This window comes from Pseudomonas sp. H1_D05 (assembly GCF_054682705.1).
Genome location: NZ_CP162825.1, coordinates 1,840,238 through 1,858,422 on the forward strand (window position 1 = coordinate 1,840,238; position 18,185 = coordinate 1,858,422).

The 18,185-nt window shown below is 56.6% G+C and carries 19 protein-coding genes; 1 reads left to right on the plus strand and 18 read right to left on the minus strand.

The annotated features are described in order from the left end of the window. Positions 1 to 92 precede the first annotated feature (92 nt). The 18 genes from AB4O11_RS08420 to rpmH form a co-directional block, all read right to left on the minus strand. Positions 93 to 518: a F0F1 ATP synthase subunit epsilon gene (locus AB4O11_RS08420; RefSeq protein ID WP_093429554.1), complete on the minus strand. Its 426-nt coding sequence runs from the start codon at positions 516 to 518 to the stop codon at positions 93 to 95. 45 nt (positions 519 to 563) lie between these two features. After that, on the minus strand, positions 564 to 1,943 hold the full coding sequence (gene atpD, locus AB4O11_RS08425; protein WP_007911961.1) for a F0F1 ATP synthase subunit beta: 1,380 nt from the start codon (positions 1,941 to 1,943) through the stop codon (positions 564 to 566). Positions 1,944 to 1,970: 27 nt separating this feature from the next. Further along, on the minus strand, positions 1,971 to 2,831 hold the full coding sequence (gene atpG / locus AB4O11_RS08430; protein WP_008084419.1) for a F0F1 ATP synthase subunit gamma: 861 nt from the start codon (positions 2,829 to 2,831) through the stop codon (positions 1,971 to 1,973). 50 nt (positions 2,832 to 2,881) lie between these two features. Next, positions 2,882 to 4,426: a F0F1 ATP synthase subunit alpha gene (atpA, locus tag AB4O11_RS08435; RefSeq protein WP_016984064.1), complete on the minus strand. Its 1,545-nt coding sequence runs from the start codon at positions 4,424 to 4,426 to the stop codon at positions 2,882 to 2,884. 21 nt (positions 4,427 to 4,447) lie between these two features. Further along, entirely contained in the window at positions 4,448 to 4,984 is a 537-nt protein-coding gene (locus AB4O11_RS08440; protein ID WP_007911956.1) for a F0F1 ATP synthase subunit delta, read from the minus strand. 12 nt (positions 4,985 to 4,996) lie between these two features. Continuing rightward, complete coding sequence (locus AB4O11_RS08445) at positions 4,997 to 5,467, minus strand: F0F1 ATP synthase subunit B (protein WP_003229781.1); 471 nt, start codon at positions 5,465 to 5,467, stop codon at positions 4,997 to 4,999. A 59-nt stretch (positions 5,468 to 5,526) separates the two neighbouring features. Next, a complete protein-coding gene (gene atpE, locus AB4O11_RS08450) occupies positions 5,527 to 5,784 on the minus strand; it encodes a F0F1 ATP synthase subunit C (RefSeq protein WP_003097235.1) in 258 nt (85 codons plus the stop codon). 133 nt (positions 5,785 to 5,917) lie between these two features. After that, on the minus strand, positions 5,918 to 6,787 hold the full coding sequence (gene atpB, locus AB4O11_RS08455; RefSeq protein ID WP_093429553.1) for a F0F1 ATP synthase subunit A: 870 nt from the start codon (positions 6,785 to 6,787) through the stop codon (positions 5,918 to 5,920). Between the two features lie 16 nt (positions 6,788 to 6,803). Further along, positions 6,804 to 7,211 carry a F0F1 ATP synthase subunit I gene (locus AB4O11_RS08460; RefSeq protein WP_003229783.1) on the minus strand — a complete coding sequence of 136 codons (408 nt, stop codon included), beginning with the start codon at positions 7,209 to 7,211 and terminating at the stop codon, positions 6,804 to 6,806. 148 nt (positions 7,212 to 7,359) lie between these two features. Continuing rightward, positions 7,360 to 8,232, minus strand: coding sequence for a ParB/RepB/Spo0J family partition protein (locus AB4O11_RS08465; RefSeq protein WP_034152184.1), 873 nt, complete (start codon positions 8,230 to 8,232; stop codon positions 7,360 to 7,362). Positions 8,233 to 8,241: 9 nt separating this feature from the next. After that, positions 8,242 to 9,039, minus strand: coding sequence for a ParA family protein (locus AB4O11_RS08470; RefSeq protein ID WP_008084406.1), 798 nt, complete (start codon positions 9,037 to 9,039; stop codon positions 8,242 to 8,244). An 18-nt stretch (positions 9,040 to 9,057) separates the two neighbouring features. After that, a complete protein-coding gene (gene rsmG / locus AB4O11_RS08475) occupies positions 9,058 to 9,702 on the minus strand; it encodes a 16S rRNA (guanine(527)-N(7))-methyltransferase RsmG (RefSeq protein ID WP_038359549.1) in 645 nt (214 codons plus the stop codon). Continuing rightward, positions 9,699 to 11,597 (minus strand): tRNA uridine-5-carboxymethylaminomethyl(34) synthesis enzyme MnmG, encoded by a 1,899-nt coding sequence (gene mnmG / locus AB4O11_RS08480; protein WP_093429552.1) that lies wholly within the window; start codon positions 11,595 to 11,597, stop codon positions 9,699 to 9,701. Before mnmG ends, rsmG begins: the two co-directional genes overlap by 4 nt. Before the next feature lie 552 nt (positions 11,598 to 12,149). After that, positions 12,150 to 13,520, minus strand: a complete 1,371-nt coding sequence (mnmE, locus tag AB4O11_RS08485; protein ID WP_093429551.1) for a tRNA uridine-5-carboxymethylaminomethyl(34) synthesis GTPase MnmE — start codon at positions 13,518 to 13,520, stop codon at positions 12,150 to 12,152. A gap of 79 nt (positions 13,521 to 13,599) precedes the next feature. Continuing rightward, positions 13,600 to 15,279 (minus strand): membrane protein insertase YidC, encoded by a 1,680-nt coding sequence (gene yidC / locus AB4O11_RS08490; protein WP_064389679.1) that lies wholly within the window; start codon positions 15,277 to 15,279, stop codon positions 13,600 to 13,602. A gap of 2 nt (positions 15,280 to 15,281) precedes the next feature. Continuing rightward, a complete protein-coding gene (gene yidD, locus AB4O11_RS08495) occupies positions 15,282 to 15,527 on the minus strand; it encodes a membrane protein insertion efficiency factor YidD (protein ID WP_010465488.1) in 246 nt (81 codons plus the stop codon). Further along, positions 15,520 to 15,921 (minus strand): ribonuclease P protein component, encoded by a 402-nt coding sequence (gene rnpA / locus AB4O11_RS08500; protein ID WP_042704971.1) that lies wholly within the window; start codon positions 15,919 to 15,921, stop codon positions 15,520 to 15,522. The genes yidD and rnpA overlap by 8 nt, the downstream gene beginning before the upstream one ends. Positions 15,922 to 15,937: 16 nt before the next feature. Then, entirely contained in the window at positions 15,938 to 16,072 is a 135-nt protein-coding gene (rpmH, locus tag AB4O11_RS08505) for a 50S ribosomal protein L34 (protein WP_003213577.1), read from the minus strand. Between the two features lie 566 nt (positions 16,073 to 16,638). Between rpmH and dnaA the strand changes: the two genes are divergently transcribed. After that, a complete protein-coding gene (dnaA, locus tag AB4O11_RS08510; protein ID WP_093429550.1) occupies positions 16,639 to 18,165 on the plus strand; it encodes a chromosomal replication initiator protein DnaA in 1,527 nt (508 codons plus the stop codon). The last annotated feature ends 20 nt before the right edge of the window (positions 18,166 to 18,185 follow it).

Consider the following 18,185-nt stretch of genomic DNA (forward strand, 5'->3'; position numbering starts at 1 on the left):
AGCAACTGCGACCGGGTTGTAAAAATCGGAAAAGAAAAAAGGGTAGCCGAGGCTACCCTTTTTTATCAATCGCACAACAAGCGGCTGACGGATTAACCGCCAAACTTCTTGCGGATCTGCTGGACGGTGCGCAGCTGAGCTGCAGCCTCGGCCAGTCGCGCGGACGCAGCTCCGTAGTCGAACTCGGCGCCACGTTCATGCAATGCCTTCTCGGCAGCCTGAACGGCTTGCTGAGCGGAGGCTTCATCCAGGTCGGCAGCACGTTGCACGGTATCGGCAAGTACCTTGACCATGTTCGGCTGAACCTCGAGGAAACCACCGGAGATGTAGAACACCTCGGCTTCCCCGCCTTGCTTGATCAGGCGGATCGGACCTGGCTTCAGATTAGTGATCAGCGGCGCGTGACCCAGAGCGATACCAAGATCACCCAGTGCACCGTGCGCAATCACCATCTCGACCAGGCCGGAAAAGATTTCCCCTTCCGCGCTGACGATATCGCAATGGACTGTCATAGCCATCTGATTGCCTCAACCTAAATTAGCGCCCGTTGCCGGGCGCCGGGATTACAGTTTCTTGGCTTTCTCGATCGCTTCTTCGATGCCGCCAACCATGTAGAACGCTTGTTCTGGCAGGTGGTCGTAGTCACCGTTGAGGATGCCTTTGAAGCCAGCAATGGTGTCTTTCAGGGAAACGTATTTACCCGAAGCACCGGTGAAGACTTCAGCCACGAAGAACGGCTGCGACAAGAAGCGCTGGATCTTACGAGCACGGTTTACCAACTGCTTGTCGGCTTCCGACAGCTCGTCCATACCCAGGATCGCGATGATGTCCTTCAGCTCTTTGTAACGTTGCAGAACGTACTGAACGCCGCGAGCGGTGTCGTAGTGGTCCTGGCCGATTACGTTCGGGTCCAGCTGGCGCGAAGTCGAATCCAGTGGATCTACCGCTGGGTAGATACCCAGGGAAGCGATGTCACGGGACAGAACGACGGTGGCGTCCAAGTGGGCGAAGGTGGTCGCTGGCGACGGGTCGGTCAAGTCATCCGCAGGTACGTATACCGCTTGGATCGAAGTGATCGAACCTTCCTTGGTCGAAGTGATACGTTCTTGCAGAACGCCCATCTCTTCAGCCAGGGTCGGCTGGTAACCTACTGCCGAAGGCATACGGCCCAGCAGTGCGGATACTTCAGTACCGGCCAGGGTGTAACGATAGATGTTGTCGACGAACAGCAGAACGTCGTTACCTTCGTCACGGAACTTCTCGGCCATGGTCAGGCCGGTCAGTGCTACGCGCAGACGGTTACCCGGCGGCTCGTTCATCTGACCGTAAACCAGTGCCACTTTGTCCAGAACGTTGGAGTCCTTCATCTCGTGGTAGAAGTCGTTACCCTCACGAGTACGCTCACCCACACCGGCGAACACGGAATAACCGCTGTGCTCGATGGCGATGTTACGGATCAGTTCCATCATGTTTACGGTTTTGCCTACACCGGCACCACCGAACAGACCGACTTTACCGCCTTTGGCAAACGGGCAAACCAGGTCGATAACCTTGATGCCGGTTTCCAGCAGGTCGTTGCCGCCTGCCTGTTCAGCGAACGAAGGCGCTGGACGGTGAATGCCCCAACGCTCTTCGGTGTCGATCGGGCCAGCTTCGTCGATCGGGTTACCGAGGACGTCCATGATCCGGCCCAGGGTCGCTTTACCGACCGGTACGGAGATGGCTGCGCCAGAGTCGGTAACTTCCAGACCGCGCTTCAAGCCCTCGGTGGAACCCATCGCAATGGTGCGAACCACGCCGTCGCCCAGCTGTTGCTGAACTTCCAGAGTGGTTTCAGCCGCGCTCACTACTTTCAGCGCGTTGTAGATGCTCGGTACGCTGTCGCGTGGAAATTCCACGTCGATAACGGCGCCGATGATTTGAACGATACGTCCGCTACTCATAGCTGGATCCTCTGAATATTTGAACCGTTAAACCGCGGCAGCGCCGCCGACGATTTCCGAGATCTCTTGGGTGATCGCAGCCTGACGCGCCTTGTTGTAGATCAGCTGCAAATCGCTGATCAAATCACCGGCGTTGTCGGTAGCGTTCTTCATCGCGATCATCCGCGCAGCTTGTTCAGCCGCGTTGTTCTCGACCACCGCCTGGTAGACCTGCGACTCAACGTAGCGGACCATCAAGCCGTCAAGCAGCTCTTTGGCATCCGGTTCGTAGAGATAGTCCCAGTGGTGCTTGAGATCCTGATCCGGGGTGGCCACCAGTGGAATCAACTGCTCCACGGTAGGCTGTTGCGTCATGGTGTTGATGAACTTGTTGGACACCACGGACAGGCGGTCAATACGGCCGTCCAGGTAGGCATCCAGCATCACCTTGACGCTGCCGATCAGATCATTGATCGACGGCTCTTCACCCAAGTGGCTGATAGCTGCAACGACGTTACCGCCGAAGTTGCGGAAAAAGGCCGCACCCTTGCTACCAACAACACACAGATCAATCTCGACGCCGTTTTCGCGGTTTACCGCCATGTCCTTGACCAGGGCCTTGAACAGGTTGGTATTCAAGCCGCCGCACAGACCACGGTCACTGCTCACCACGACATAACCGACACGCTTGATAGCGCGGTCGATCATGAACGGGTGGCGGTATTCCGGGTTGGCGTTGGCCAGATGCCCAATAACCTGGCGGATACGCTCCGCATAAGGACGGCTAGCAGCCATGCGCATTTGTGCCTTGCGCATTTTGCTGACCGCCACTTTTTCCATGGCGCTGGTAATCTTTTGCGTGCTTTTGATGCTCGCAATCTTACTGCGAATCTCTTTTGCGCCTGCCATGTAACACCTATCAGGTTAGCAAGCGGGAGCCTCGCGGCTCCCGCTGCGGCTTACCAGGTTTGGGTGGCCTTGAACTTCTCGATACCGGCTTTCATGCCAGCGTCGATTTCGTCATTGAAGTCACCTTTAACGTTGATCTTGGCCATCAAATCGGCGTGATCGCGGTTGAAGAAAGCAATCAGCGCTTGTTCGAAGCTGCCGATCTTGGCGATTTCAATGTCAGTCAGGAACCCACGCTCAGCGGCATACAGCGACAGCGCCATGTCAGCGATCGACATTGGTGCGTATTGCTTCTGCTTCATCAGCTCGGTAACGCGCTGACCATGCTCAAGTTGCTTACGGGTCGCTTCGTCCAGGTCAGAAGCGAACTGGGCGAATGCCGCCAGTTCACGGTACTGAGCCAGAGCGGTACGGATACCACCGGAGAGCTTCTTGATGATCTTGGTCTGAGCGGCACCACCCACACGGGATACCGAAACACCGGCGTTCACCGCAGGGCGGATGCCCGAGTTGAACATGGCCGATTCCAGGAAGATCTGACCGTCGGTGATGGAAATCACGTTGGTCGGAACGAACGCGGAAACGTCGCCAGCCTGGGTTTCGATGATCGGCAGTGCGGTCAGGGAACCGGTTTTGCCGGTCACTGCGCCGTTGGTGAACTTCTCTACGTATTCTTCCGAAACGCGGGATGCGCGCTCCAGCAGACGGGAGTGGAGATAGAACACGTCGCCTGGGTATGCTTCACGGCCTGGTGGACGGCGCAGCAGCAGGGAAATCTGGCGGTAAGCCACTGCTTGCTTGGACAGATCGTCATAAACGATCAGCGCGTCTTCACCGCGGTCGCGGAAGAATTCACCCATGGTGCAACCGGAGTACGGTGCCAGGAATTGCAGCGCAGGAGATTCCGAAGCACTGGCAGCCACGATGATCGTGTTGGCCAGGGCGCCGTTTTCTTCCAGCTTGCGAACCACGTTGGCGATGGTCGATTGCTTCTGACCGATAGCTACGTAGACGCAGAAAATGCCGCTGTCTTTCTGGTTGATGATCGCGTCGATCGCCAGAGCGGTTTTACCGATCTGACGGTCACCGATGATCAGCTCACGCTGGCCACGGCCGACAGGGATCATGGCATCGACAGCCTTGTAGCCAGTCTGTACAGGCTGGTCTACCGACTTACGCCAGATCACGCCCGGTGCAACTTTCTCGACCGCGTCGGTCTCGGTGTTGCCCAGTGGACCTTTGCCGTCAACAGGGTTACCCAGTGCGTCGACTACGCGACCCAGCAGTTCCTTACCAACCGGAACTTCGAGGATGCGGCCAGTGCACTTGGCGCTCATGCCTTCAGCCAGAGACTGGTAAGCGCCCAGTACAACGGCACCTACGGAGTCTTGCTCCAGGTTGAGGGCCATACCGTAGACGCCGCCCGGAAACTCGATCATCTCGCCGTACATAACGTCGGCCAGACCGTGAATCCGCACGATGCCGTCAGATACGCTGACGACAGTGCCTTCGTTACGGGCTTGGGAGGTCACATCGAGCTTGTCGATGCGGCCCTTGATAATTTCACTTATTTCGGAAGGATTGAGTTGCTGCATTGCTCTGCTGCCCCTTCAAACTCAAGATTTCAATGCTTCGGCAAGTTTCGCGATTTTGCCGCGAATCGAGCCATCGATAACCAGGTCGCCGGCGCGGATAACGACACCACCTATAAGGGCAGCATCCTCCGCAACTTGCAGGCGCACTTCCCGGTTGAGTCGTGCACTGAGAACCTTGGCGAGTTTGTCTTGCTGTTCTTGGTTCAATGCAAAAGCACTGGTCACTTCAACGTCTACCGACTTCTCTTGTTCGGCCTTGTACAGGTCGAAAAGAGCGGCAATCTCCGGCAGAAGCGGGAGACGGTCGTTTTCGGCAACGACATTGATGAAGTTCTGTGCCTTGGCATCAAACTTGTCGCCGCACACGTCAATAAACGTGGCGGCCTTTTCTGCGCTCGTCAGTCGCGGGGCCTTGAGCACGCGCTGCATGGTGTCGTCTTGCGACACCGCTGCAGCCAGGCCGAGCATGGCTGACCAATTGGCCAGTTGCTGGTGGGCCTGAGCGTGCTCGAAGGCCGCCTTAGCGTAAGGTCGGGCCAACGTGGTCAGTTCTGCCATGATCGCCCTCGCTTAGATTTCAGCAGCCAGTTGGTTAACCAGCTCTGCGTGCGCGTTTTGATCGATTGTGGCACCCAGGATCTTCTCGGCGCCGCCGACAGCCAGCAAACCCACTTGGGCGCGCAGTTTGTCTTTGACACTGTTCAGTTCCTGTTCGATCTCGGCTTGAGCCTGAACCTTCACACGGTCAGCGTCGACACGGGCCTTTTCAACGGCCTCTTCGACAATCTGGTTACCGCGTTTCTTGGCTTGCTCGATGATTTCAGCTGCCTGAGCTTTCGCTTCGCGCAGTTGCTGACCCGCTTTTTCTTGGGCCAACTCCAGGTCGCGAGCTGCACGGCTGGCAGCGTCCAGACCATCAGCGATCTTCTTTTGACGTTCGTGCAGAGCAGCGATGACCGGAGGCCATACATACTTCATGCAGAACAGTACAAAAATCAGGAACGCAACGGACTGGCCAATCAGGGTCGCATTAATGTTCACGCCAACACCTCGCAGTTACGTTGTCCATCACATCAAATTACTCGGAAGAATCCGGGTAATTAGCCAGCGATCTGACCAACGAACGGGTTCGCAAAGGTGAAGAACAGAGCGATACCAACACCGATCATGGTTACGGCGTCGAGCAGACCGGCAACGATGAACATTTTAACTTGCAGCATTGGAACCATTTCTGGCTGACGCGCTGCGCCTTCCAGGAACTTGCCGCCCAGCAGGCCGAAACCAATTGCGGTACCCAGTGCGCCCAGGCCGATCAACAGTGCAACAGCGATAGCGGTTAGACCAACTACAGTTTCCATCTTTCCTCCCGACTTTTACGTCGTATGGTTTAGGTTTTTTAGATTAAAGCGGTAAAACAAATCGTTTCAGGTGCCCTGTGAAGAGCCCCTTCCCGTTTGACCGGGAAGGACATCAGACTAGTCGAGACTGGCCTTAATGGTTTTCTTCGTGCGCCATCGACAGGTAGACGATGGTCAGCATCATGAAGATGAACGCCTGCAGCGTGATGATCAGGATGTGGAACACAGCCCACGCCCACTGCAGAACAACGCCCAGGCCGCTCAGCCAGAGCAGGCCGCTGCCGAACATCACAGCGATCAGAATGAACACCAGCTCGCCGGCATACATGTTGCCGAACAGACGCAGAGCCAGAGAGATCGGCTTGGCGATCAGGGTCACGAATTCCAGCAGGAAGTTCACCGGGATCAGCAGGGCTTGAACGAAGATGTTCTTGCTGCCGAACGGGTGCAGGGTCAGTTCGCCGATGAAGCCGCCGAAGCCCTTGACCTTGATGCTATAGAAAATGATCAGTGCGAAAACCGAGAACGCCATGCCCAGAGTCGCGTTCGGGTCGGTAGTCGACACGGCGCGGAACGGGATGTGGTGGTCGCCGGTGATCAGGATGGCCAACTGAGGAATCCAGTCGACCGGTACCAGGTCGACGGCGTTCATCAGGAACACCCAGACGAAGATGGTCAGTGCCAGCGGTGCAATCACCGGGCTACGGCCATGGAAGCTGTCTTTCACGCTGCCATCGACGAATTCGACCAATACTTCAACGAAGTTCTGCAAAGCACCCGGCTGACCCGAAGTCGCTTTCTTTGCCGCCATGCGGAAAAGAAGTACGAAGATCAGACCCAACGCGACCGACCAGCCGAGGGTATCGACGTGGAAAGCCCAGAAGCCCATTTCTTTGGCTTCTGCTGCGGTATGGGCAAAGCCCCAGCCGCCGTTAGGTAGCTGACCGAAGGTCAGGTTCTGCAAGTGGTGCTGGATATAGCCCGAAGCGGTTGTTTCTGCCATGGTTGCCTCAAACGCCCTAAGGTCTCGAAAGTCTTGTTCTCATCAGCAGGGGAGCGAACCAGCTGACCGACTGAGTCAGCACGAACGCGCCGAATACAGCTATCGGCGCCAGTGGCTTCACACCTGCAAACACCAGTGCAAAGAGCACTGCCGTCAAAATCAGTTTGCCTGCCTCGCCGGCATAAAAAGACCGGACGATGGACTGGGCTGCTCGGGCGCCGGAAAACCGAAATGCCTTGTGAGCGAAATAAACATTGGGCAGCAAGGCTATCAGGCCTCCGCAAAGTCCCGAGTATCCGGCAACGACTCCGTGCCATTGCCAGAGCGCCAAAGCGGCAATGAGCAAAATGACAAATTGAGCCATTAACACCGGAAAAACCGCCAGGCGATGGAACGGCAGGCGGTTTGGCTTGCGGGTTTCCATCACGTTTGCTCTCCAATGGTCGGCTGCCAGAATTCAATAACTTGGCATAATTTGTGCCGACAAAATGCGCGCAGAGTATAGGGGCGGTTCTGCCCCTATTCAACTGTCAGGTAGTGATTTCCGACTGCGCGCTACATGAGGAAATGTTTCAGCGGATGTGTGCGAGCACACCTTGAAGCTCATCGAGAGAGTTGTAACCGATCACCAACTGGCCCTTTCCCTTCTTCCCATGGCGAATCTGCACCGCAGAGCCTAGGCGCTCGGCCAGACGCTGTTCGAGGCGGGCGATATCCGGGTCGGGTTTGGTTGCTTCCACAGGCTCCGGTTTGCCACTCAACCACTGGCGAACCAGTGCCTCAGTTTGGCGCACGGTGAGACCGCGTGCGACAACATGTCGCGCCCCTTCCACCTGCTGATTGTCCGGCAGACCGAGCAAAGCACGGGCATGCCCCATTTCCAGGTCGCCATGGGACAGCATGGTCTTGATGACTTCCGGTAGTGCAATAAGCCGCAACAGGTTAGCCACAGTGACGCGGGACTTACCCACAGCCTCGGCGACCTGCTGCTGCGTCAGCTGGAATTCCTGCTGCAAACGCTGCAGGGCCACCGCTTCTTCGATCGGGTTGAGGTCTTCGCGCTGGATGTTCTCGATCAGCGCAATGGCGATTGCGGTTTCATCCGGCACATCGCGGACCATCGCCGGGATGGTTTCCTGCCCGGCTTGCTGACTCGCGCGCCAGCGACGTTCACCAGCGATGATCTCAAAGCGGCCACCGCCAATCGGGCGCACCACGATCGGCTGCATGACGCCTTGCGCCTTGATCGACGCTGCCAGTTCTTCCAGCGCCTGCGGATCCATGTCGCGGCGCGGCTGGTATTTGCCGCGCTGCAGCAGATCCAACGGCAAGTGCTGCAGTTCGCGGGTGTCAGCTTGCGCCGCTTGTTCTTCCAGCGCGCTGACGGTCGGACCACTCAGCAGTGCATCCAGTCCACGTCCGAGACCTCGTTTCTTGACGGCCATGGGGATTCCTTAAGTTGCCTGAGCGGCGGCGATGCGTGAGTTTTTGCGCTGACGGCGAACCATCTCGCCGGCCAGGGCCAGATAAGCCAGGGCGCCGCGCGATTGCTTGTCGTAGGCCAGCGCCGGCATGCCGTAGCTCGGCGCTTCGGCCAGGCGGATGTTGCGCGGGATCACCGTGTCGTACAGCTGATCGCCGAAGTGCTCCTTGAGCTGCGCCGAAACGTCGTTCATCAGGCTCAGGCGCGGGTCATACATGGTCCGCAGCAACCCTTCGACTTTCAGGTTCGGATTCAGCAGTTCAGCGATGCGCTTGATGTTATCCACAAGGTCGCTGAGACCTTCGAGCGCAAAGTACTCGCACTGCATGGGGATAATGACCCCGTCAGCAGCAACCAAGGCGTTCAGCGTAAGCATCGACAGCGACGGCGGGCAGTCGATCAGAATGTAATCGTAGTTTTCGCGGATTGGCGCCAGCGCGCTGCGCAGACGGCTTTCCTTCATCTGCATTTCCAGCAGCACGACTTCGGCCGCCGTCAGATCGCGGTTGGCCGGCAGCAGTTGGTAACCGCCATGTTCGGAATAGTGCATGGCCTGAGCCAGATCACATTCGCCGATCAGCAGGTCGTAGACCGAGTTTTCCAGGCCGTGTTTATCCACACCGCTACCCATGGTGGCGTTGCCCTGTGGATCGAGATCGATCAACAGCACCCGGCGCTTGGTCGCGACCAGGGATGCTGCGAGGTTGATGCAGGTGGTGGTCTTGCCCACACCACCCTTTTGGTTCGCTATCGCGAATACCTTAGCCATTCTTGCTTGTGTTCCCAATCATGCCGTGCGGCGCAGTATCAGCAGATGGCGTTGGCCTTGGCAACCGGGTACGGCCAGGGCGTGTTCGCTATCGAGTTTGAAGTCTGCCGGCAATGCTACCAGCTCATCGGCCGGATGAACGCCCTTCATTGCCAGCCAGCGTGTATCGGCGTCGCCTAAGTGGCGAGTCCAGTTGGTGAAGTTTTCCATGCTGCTGAACGCCCGGGAAATGATCCCGTTGAACGGCTGCGCAGGCTGGAACGCTTCGACACGACTGTGGATAACTTGCAGGTTATCCAGTTTGAGTTCGAGTTTGACCTGGGTCAGAAAGCGGGTTTTCTTGCCGTTGCTGTCCAGACAAGTCACTTGCGAGTCCGGATACAGGATCGCCAACGGGATTCCCGGCATGCCGCCGCCGCTACCGACGTCGAGCCAACGGCCGTTTTCGATGAACGACATCACGCTCAGGCTATCGAGCAGGTGACGCGAAACCATTTCGTCCGGATCACGCACCGCAGTCAGGTTGTAGGCCTGGTTCCATTTGATCAACAGGGCCAGATAACCCAGCAGCAATTCATGCTGGGCTTCAGTGAGGTTGACACCGAGCTCGCGGGCTCCTGTGGATAACTCTTCGGCGTGTTGCGAAGTGACCTTAGAACTCAAGCGCTTTGCTCCAACTGACGGCCCGCGCCGCGTTTTTTCAAATGAATCATCAACAGCGAAATCGCTGCCGGGGTCACACCCGGGATCCGCGAAGCCTGGCCCAGCGTCTCTGGTCGAGTCGCGCCGAGCTTGCTCTGGATCTCCTTGGAGAGACCGGAAATGTTGGTGTAATCGATATCCACAGGCAATTTCGTGTCTTCACTGGCGCGCAGACGGGCGATTTCGTCCTGTTGACGGTCGATGTAACCGGCGTATTTGGTCTTGATCTCAACCTGTTCGGCGACCTGTGGATCTTCGGCGCCATTGCCGGTCACTTCGACCAGACCAGCGTAGTCGATTTCCGGACGACTCAAGAGGTTGAGCAAGTTGTATTCGTGGGTCAGCGGCGTGCCGAATTTTTCCGCGATCGCATCGCCCTGCTGCGTATTCGGGCGAACCCAAGTGCTTTTCAGGCGCTGTTCTTCGAGTTCGATGCTTTCGCGTTTCTTGCAGAAGGCTGCCCAACGTGCGTCATCGACCAATCCGAGCTCGCGACCTTTTTCGGTCAAACGCAGGTCGGCGTTGTCCTCGCGCAGTATCAGGCGGTACTCGGCACGGGAAGTGAACATGCGGTACGGCTCTTGGGTACCGAGGGTGATCAGGTCGTCGACCAACACACCGATGTACGCTTCATCGCGACGCGGACACCAGGCTTCTTTGCCCTTGGCGCGCAGTGCCGCGTTGGCCCCGGCCAGCAAACCCTGGGCGCCAGCTTCTTCGTAACCGGTGGTGCCGTTGATTTGTCCGGCAAAGAACAGACCGCCGATGACCTTGGTTTCGAGGCTGTACTTCAGGTCGCGCGGATCGAAGTAGTCGTACTCGATCGCATAACCCGGACGCACGATGTGCGCGTTTTCCATGCCGCGAATCGATTGCACGATCTGCAATTGCACATCGAAAGGCAAGCTTGTGGATATTCCGTTCGGGTACAGCTCATGGGTGGTCAAACCTTCCGGTTCGATAAACACCTGATGGCTTTCCTTGTCGGCAAAGCGGTGGATCTTGTCTTCGATCGACGGGCAGTAGCGCGGGCCAATGCCTTCGATCTCACCGGCAGCGGAATACATCGGCGAACGGTCGAGGTTCGCCGCGATGATTTCGTGGGTGCGGGCGTTGGTGTGAGTAATCCAGCAACTGACCTGACGTGGATGCTGTTCTTTGTTACCCATGAACGACATCACCGGGATCGGCGTATCGCCTGGTTGCTCGGTCATTACCGAGAAATCCACAGACTTGCCGTCGATACGCGGCGGTGTGCCGGTTTTCAGGCGACCGACACGCAGCGGCAGTTCACGCAGACGGTGAGCCAGTGCGATGGACGGCGGATCACCGGCACGACCGCCGGAAAAATTCTGCAAACCGATGTGGATAAGTCCGCCGAGGAACGTACCGGTGGTCAACACCACAGAATCGGCGAGAAAACGCAGACCCATTTGCGTGACAACACCACGGACTTGTTCCTGCTCGACGATCAGGTCGTCAGCAGCTTGTTGAAATATCCACAGGTTCGGCTGGTTTTCCAGAATTTCGCGGACAGCGGCTTTGTACAGAATCCGGTCAGCTTGCGCACGGGTCGCCCGTACGGCCGGGCCTTTGCGGCTGTTCAACACGCGAAACTGAATGCCACCCAAATCGGTAGCGGTGGCCATCGCGCCGCCGAGGGCATCGATTTCCTTGACCAGATGGCTTTTGCCAATGCCACCGATGGCCGGGTTGCAACTCATGGCACCGAGGGTTTCCACGTTATGCGTCAGCAACAGGGTTTTTGCCCCCATACGTGCTGAGGCCAGTGCTGCCTCGGTACCGGCATGACCGCCGCCGATGACGATCACTTCAAAACGGGAAGGGAAATCCACCACGCACCTCGTGCCTGCTTAAGTAGGTAATTCAGGAATAGTTTGAGATCAGGTTTCTGAACCTGGTCGACAAGTATAGGGACTTCGCCCTTCCTAAAGAACCCTTTGCACAAAATTTAACCAGCTGTGGAGAACTCGAGGTTAAAAGAATAAAAAAGAGAGAAATTTATAAAACCTTTGTTTTTATGTTTATTTCTACTGAGGCTACTTTCTGTGGATAGATTGATACAGGCCTTTATATTCAATATGTACAGAGATTCAAAACCCTGTGACCATGTGCCAATGAGGGCCTTGGATAACCGGTTTAAGCCTGTGGATTAAAGGGTTGGTTATCCACAGAGGGGGTTATGTCCAGTTTTCAGGCCCTGTTATCAACTGCCCTTAGTGGCAGTTATTCACAGGGCTTAATCCACAGAAATACGGTGAATGAAGAAATAACAGGCGCGAGAAATCCGCTCAGGGAGACGAAATCTGCCCGGCACTGGAGAAAGGTTTGAGAAAGAGGAGGCGCAGACAGGTCGCGAATGGACCTGTCTGTGGAAAGCGGAGGGTTTATTTACCGATACAGAAGCTGGAAAAGATCCGTCCCAGCAGATCATCAGAGCTGAATGCCCCGGTGATTTCCCCTAGAGAGTGCTGAGCCTGACGCAGGTCTTCGGCCAGCAACTCGCCCGCACCCGCCAGAGTCAGTTGCGCACGACCGTGTTCAAGGGCTGCACTGGCATGGCGCAACGCTTCCAGATGGCGACGACGAGCACTGAAGCTGCTTTCCGAAGTCTGCTCGTAGCCCATACAGGCCTTGAGGTGATCACGCAGGAGTTCCAGGCCATCACCTGCAGATTTGGCGCTCAGACTGATCGTCACGTGGCTATCTTCACTGACTTCCAGGGAAATGGATTCACCAGTCAGGTCTGCTTTGTTACGGATCAACGTAACCTTGGCCGGATCCGGGCGGGTTTCGAGGAATTCAGGCCACAAGGCAAACGGATCCAGTGCTTCCGGAGCGGTTGCATCGACCACCAGCAGGACGCGATCCGCTTCGCCGATGGCTTTCAGTGCGCGTTCAACGCCAATCTTTTCCACCTGGTCTTCGGTATCACGCAAACCTGCGGTATCCACAACGTGCAACGGCATACCGTCGATGTGGATATGTTCACGCAAAATATCGCGGGTGGTGCCGGCAATCTCGGTGACGATCGCCGCTTCGCGACCGGCTAACGCATTCAACAGGCTGGACTTGCCGGCATTCGGACGACCGGCAATCACCACGGTCATGCCATCGCGCAACAACGCGCCCTGCCCGGCTTCGCGCAATACTGTGGATAATTCATCACGGACTTTGTCGAGCATGCTCAGCACATGGCCATCGGCGAGGAAGTCGATTTCTTCTTCCGGGAAGTCGATGGCGGCTTCGACGTAGATGCGCAGGCCGATCAGTTGTTCGGTCAAGTTATGCACACGCTGGGAAAACGCACCTTGCAAAGACCGCAGGGCATTGCGCGCCGCCTGTGCAGAACTCGCCTCGATCAAATCGGCAATCGCCTCGGCCTGGGCCAGGTCGAGTTTGTCATTGAGGAACGCGCGTTCGCTGAACTCCCCCGGACGCGCCAGACGGCAGCCCAGTTCCAGGCAGCGTTTGAGCAGCATGTCCAGAACGATCGGCCCACCGTGGCCCTGCAATTCCAGAACGTCTTCGCCGGTGAACGAGTTTGGCCCCGGGAAATATAGCGCCAGACCTTCATCGAGCACTTGCTGGTCATCACTGAAAAATGGCCCGTAATGGGCGTAACGCGGTTTCAGCTCGCGGCCGCTTATAGCTTTGGCTGCAACACTGGCCAGCGGCCCGGAAATACGAACAATGCCCACACCGCCGCGACCCTGAGCGGTGGCGACGGCGGCGATGGTTTCACGAGGTGTGCTCATAAACCGGAATCCAGACAAAAGTGGCAGATAGCAAAACGCCCCACTAGGGGGCGTTTTGAGTGGTTATCCACAGTGTAAATCAAGCGGCTGCTTTGGTAGCCCGTTCGATCTTACGTGTGATGTACCACTGTTGGGTGATGGACAGGCAGTTGTTCACAACCCAGTACAGCACCAGACCAGCCGGGAACCACAGGAAGAAGAAGGTGAAGATGATTGGCATCATTTTCATGACCTTCGCCTGCATCGGATCCGGCGGAGTCGGGTTCAGCTGCTGCTGGATGAACATGGTTGCGCCCATGATGATCGGCAGAATGAAGAACGGATCCTTGATCGACAGGTCAGTGATCCACAGCATGAACGGCGCCTGGCGCATTTCCACGCTTTCCAGCAGAACCCAGTACAGCGAAAGGAAAACCGGCATCTGCACGAGGATCGGCAAGCAGCCGCCCAGCGGATTGATCTTCTCTTTCTTGTACAGCTCCATCATGGCTTGCGACATTTTCTGCCGGTCATCGCCATGTTGTTCTTTCAATGCAGCCAGTTTCGGTGCAACGGCACGCATGCGCGCCATCGATTTGTAGCTGGCAGCCGACAGAGGGAAGAACAGACCCTTGATCAGCATGGTCAGGAAGATGATCGACCAGCCCCAGTTACCAACGATCGCGTGGATGTGTTGCAGCAGCCAGAAGATTGGCTGGGCAATGAACCACAGAATGCCGTAGTCGACGGTCAGTTCCAGACCTGGGGACAACTCTTTCAGTACAGCCTGGCTTTTCGGACCGGCGTACAGCACAGCGCTGGTTTCAACTTTGGCACCCGGAGCAGCGGTCAGTGTAGGACCGGTGTAACCGATGATGTAGTTGCCTTTGCTGTCTTTACGGGTCTGGACGATGTTGTTTTCGCCCTTGGCCGGAATCCACGCGGTCACAAAGTAGTGTTGCAGCCAGGCTACCCAACCACCGGTGACGGTTTCCTTCAGTTGCGCCTTGTCCATGTCCTTCATGGACACTTTCTTGTACGGCTCCGAACTTGTCCACAGGGCAGCGCCCAGGTAGGTCGCGGTGCCAGTAGCAGTAGTGGACGAAGGGTCAGCGCTGTTATCACGCTTCAACTGAGCAAACATTGCGCCGTTCCAAGGCTGAGCGCTCTGGTTATCCACAATGTAGGAAACGGCTACGTCATACAGGCCGCGTTTCAGGGTGAAACGCTTGATGTAGTTGACGCCGTCCTTGCTGAATTTCAGGTCGACGACCAGTTGGTCCTGACCGTCAGCCAGTTGATAAGTCTTCTTCTCCGAAGAGTAGACCGGACGACCGGCCGGATTTGCATCCGGGCCATTGGTGCCGATCAGGCCGCTTTGTGCCAGATAAACACGTTCGCCGCCGTTATCGAACAGCTGGAACGGCACATCAGGACGATCCTGACGACGTGGATACAAAGGCAAGGTCAGTTGAGCAACATCACCACCTTGTGGATCGATCGCCAGATCGAGCACGTCGGTTTTGATCTGGATCAGATCCTTGCTGGCGGCTACCGGTGTTTCGGCAGGTGCGCTGGTATCGCTAGCGGCGCGCGGAATATCGTCACTGGCGGCAGCATTATTGCCAGTGGCGGTGTCCGGCAAACCGGATGTAGTCGTACTGGAAGCAACATTCTGAGTCGGCAGGGCAGCCTGACCATAGTCCTGGTTCCATTTAAGGACCATAACGTAGGCCACGATTGCCAGGGCGACGATCAGGATCGTGCGTTTGATATCCATGATTACTCGGCCATCGAAGAAGAACGGGAGGTAGGGATAGGTGGAACCGGGTCATAACCACCGGGATTCCACGGATGACAGCGACCTAAACGACGAAAGGTCAGCCAGCCACCGCGCAGAAGGCCATGATTTTCGATGGCTTCATACGCGTAGCAGGAACAACTGGGGTAGAAACGACAGTGACTGGCCATCAAAGGACTAATGGCATAGCGATAAAACTGGATCGGAACGAGGGCCAGTTTACGCATCTGGACTGTCTACCCCTACAGTTTCGGTTTTGACTTCTGGAACTGGCTTGCTGCGTGCCAGACGCTTCCAGAGCTTGCCGAAATGCTGAATCAATTCGGGGTTTTCTACATCGCCCAGACCTTTGCGCGCGACGATAACGATGTCCCAGCCGACCAGTGAATCCTGGTGCAGACGGAACGATTCGCGCATCAAACGTTTGAGGCGATTGCGCTCAACGGAGAGCTTTACGCTCTTTTTCCCGATAACCAGCCCGAGACGGGGGTGATCAAGATCGTTGTTGCGTGCAAGGAGCAGGAGATTTTTCCCCGGAACCTTGCCGGTAGGGGAGTCAAAGACTGCCTTGAAATGCCGGGGAGTAAGCAGACGCTTTTCCCGACTGAAGTCCTGACTCACCTCCAGTACCGGATTATCAAACTGCCAGACGCGCACGACCTTTGGCGCGGCGACGCGACAGGACAGCACGGCCGTTCTTGGTAGCCATGCGAGCACGGAAACCGTGGGTACGGGCGCGTTTGATGGTGCTTGGTTGGAAAGTACGTTTCATGTCGTGTTACCTGGTTCGTCCACAACGGGCCGGAATGGCCCCCGTTTTAAGAGACCGGGGATTCTAGAGAAAGCAAGCCTTCAGGTCAATTTCCAACCAGCGTTTCCTTATAAATAGATCTCAGGGCTGTCTCTGGCTGAAAGCCTGTCTGCCAAACATAAAAATAAAGAAGGGAATTATTTAAAGCTTTTCTGTAAAGCTTATAAAAGCTAGGAATGCCTCCTTCTGTGGATAAGTGCTATCAGCCCTTATTTCGCCTGATGTACAGAGAATGACAACTACAGTGGAAAACCGTGTTCAGCCTGTGCTGCACTATCGGATAACCTGTGTGTGGAAAGGCCTGTTATCCACAGGCAGGTTATCCACCGAGTTCAGCCCCCAGTTGTCCAGTGCCCTTAGAGGCGGTTATCCACAGAGCTTATTCACGCACCGTTGGTCGCTTTTTCATCGGTTAACACATTGATAAATCATGGTCACCGGGCAACCTGCATGTGGATAAGTGGACGGCTCGCCGCTACAATGGCCGCTTGTTTTTGCCTCACCGGCTTTCAACTTAGGGGATATCCGTGTCAGTGGAACTTTGGCAGCAGTGCGTGGAGCTTTTGCGCGAGGAGCTGCCTGCCCAACAATTCAACACCTGGATCCGTCCACTACAGGTCGAAGCCGAAGGCGACGAGTTGCGCGTCTACGCACCGAACCGTTTTGTGCTGGACTGGGTCAACGAAAAGTACCTGGGCCGCGTCCTTGAACTGCTGGATGAGCATGGCAACGGCACGGCGCCGGCGCTCTCCTTATTAATAGGCAGCAAGCGCAGCTCGGCACCGCGTGCCGCACCGAATGCACCGCTGGCCGCCGCTCAGGTTTCCCAGGCTCAGGTCAATGCCGCACCTGCGAACGTGCAGGCACCGACGCAGACGCCCGCACCGACGGCCAAGCGCTCGACGCAGAAAAGCCCTGAAGTCAGCGATGAACCGTCTCGCGACAGTTTCGATCCGATGTCCGGTGCCGCTTCGCAGCAAGCCCCGGTTCGCGCCGAACAGCGCACCGTGCAGGTCGAAGGTGCGCTCAAGCACACCAGCTACCTGAACCGCACCTTCACCTTCGAAAACTTCGTCGAAGGTAAATCCAACCAGCTCGCCCGCGCGGCGGCCTGGCAAGTGGCGGACAACCCAAAGCACGGCTACAACCCACTCTTCCTTTATGGTGGCGTTGGTCTGGGTAAGACTCACTTGATGCACGCGGTGGGTAATCATCTATTAAAGAAGAACCCGAATGCCAAGGTCGTTTACCTGCATTCCGAGCGTTTCGTGGCCGACATGGTCAAGGCACTGCAACTGAACGCGATCAACGAGTTCAAGCGTTTCTACCGTTCGGTGGATGCCTTGCTGATCGACGACATTCAGTTCTTCGCCCGCAAAGAGCGCTCGCAGGAAGAGTTTTTCCACACCTTCAACGCCCTGCTTGAAGGTGGCCAGCAGGTCATTCTCACCAGTGACCGCTACCCGAAAGAAATCGAAGGCCTTGAAGAACGCCTCAAATCCCGCTTCGGCTGGGGCCTGACGGTTGCCGTCGAGCCGCCGGAACTGGAAACCCGCGTGGCGATCTTGATGAAGAAGGCCGACCAGGCCAAAGTCGAGTTACCGCATGACGCCGCGTTCTTCATCGCCCAGCGCATTCGCTCCAACGTCCGTGAGCTGGAAGGTGCGCTGAAACGCGTGATCGCCCACTCGCACTTCATGGGCCGCGACATCACCATCGAGCTGATTCGCGAATCCCTGAAAGACCTGTTGGCGTTGCAGGACAAACTGGTCTCTGTGGATAACATTCAGCGCACCGTTGCCGAGTACTACAAGATCAAGATCTCGGATCTGCTGTCCAAGCGCCGTTCGCGCTCGGTGGCTCGTCCGCGTCAGGTCGCCATGGCCTTGTCCAAGGAACTGACCAACCACAGCCTGCCGGAAATCGGCGATGTGTTCGGCGGCCGCGACCACACCACGGTGTTGCACGCCTGTCGAAAGATCAACGAACTTAAGGAATCCGACGCGGACATCCGCGAGGACTACAAGAACCTGCTGCGTACACTGACCACTTGATGAACACCAGCGCAGCTTAT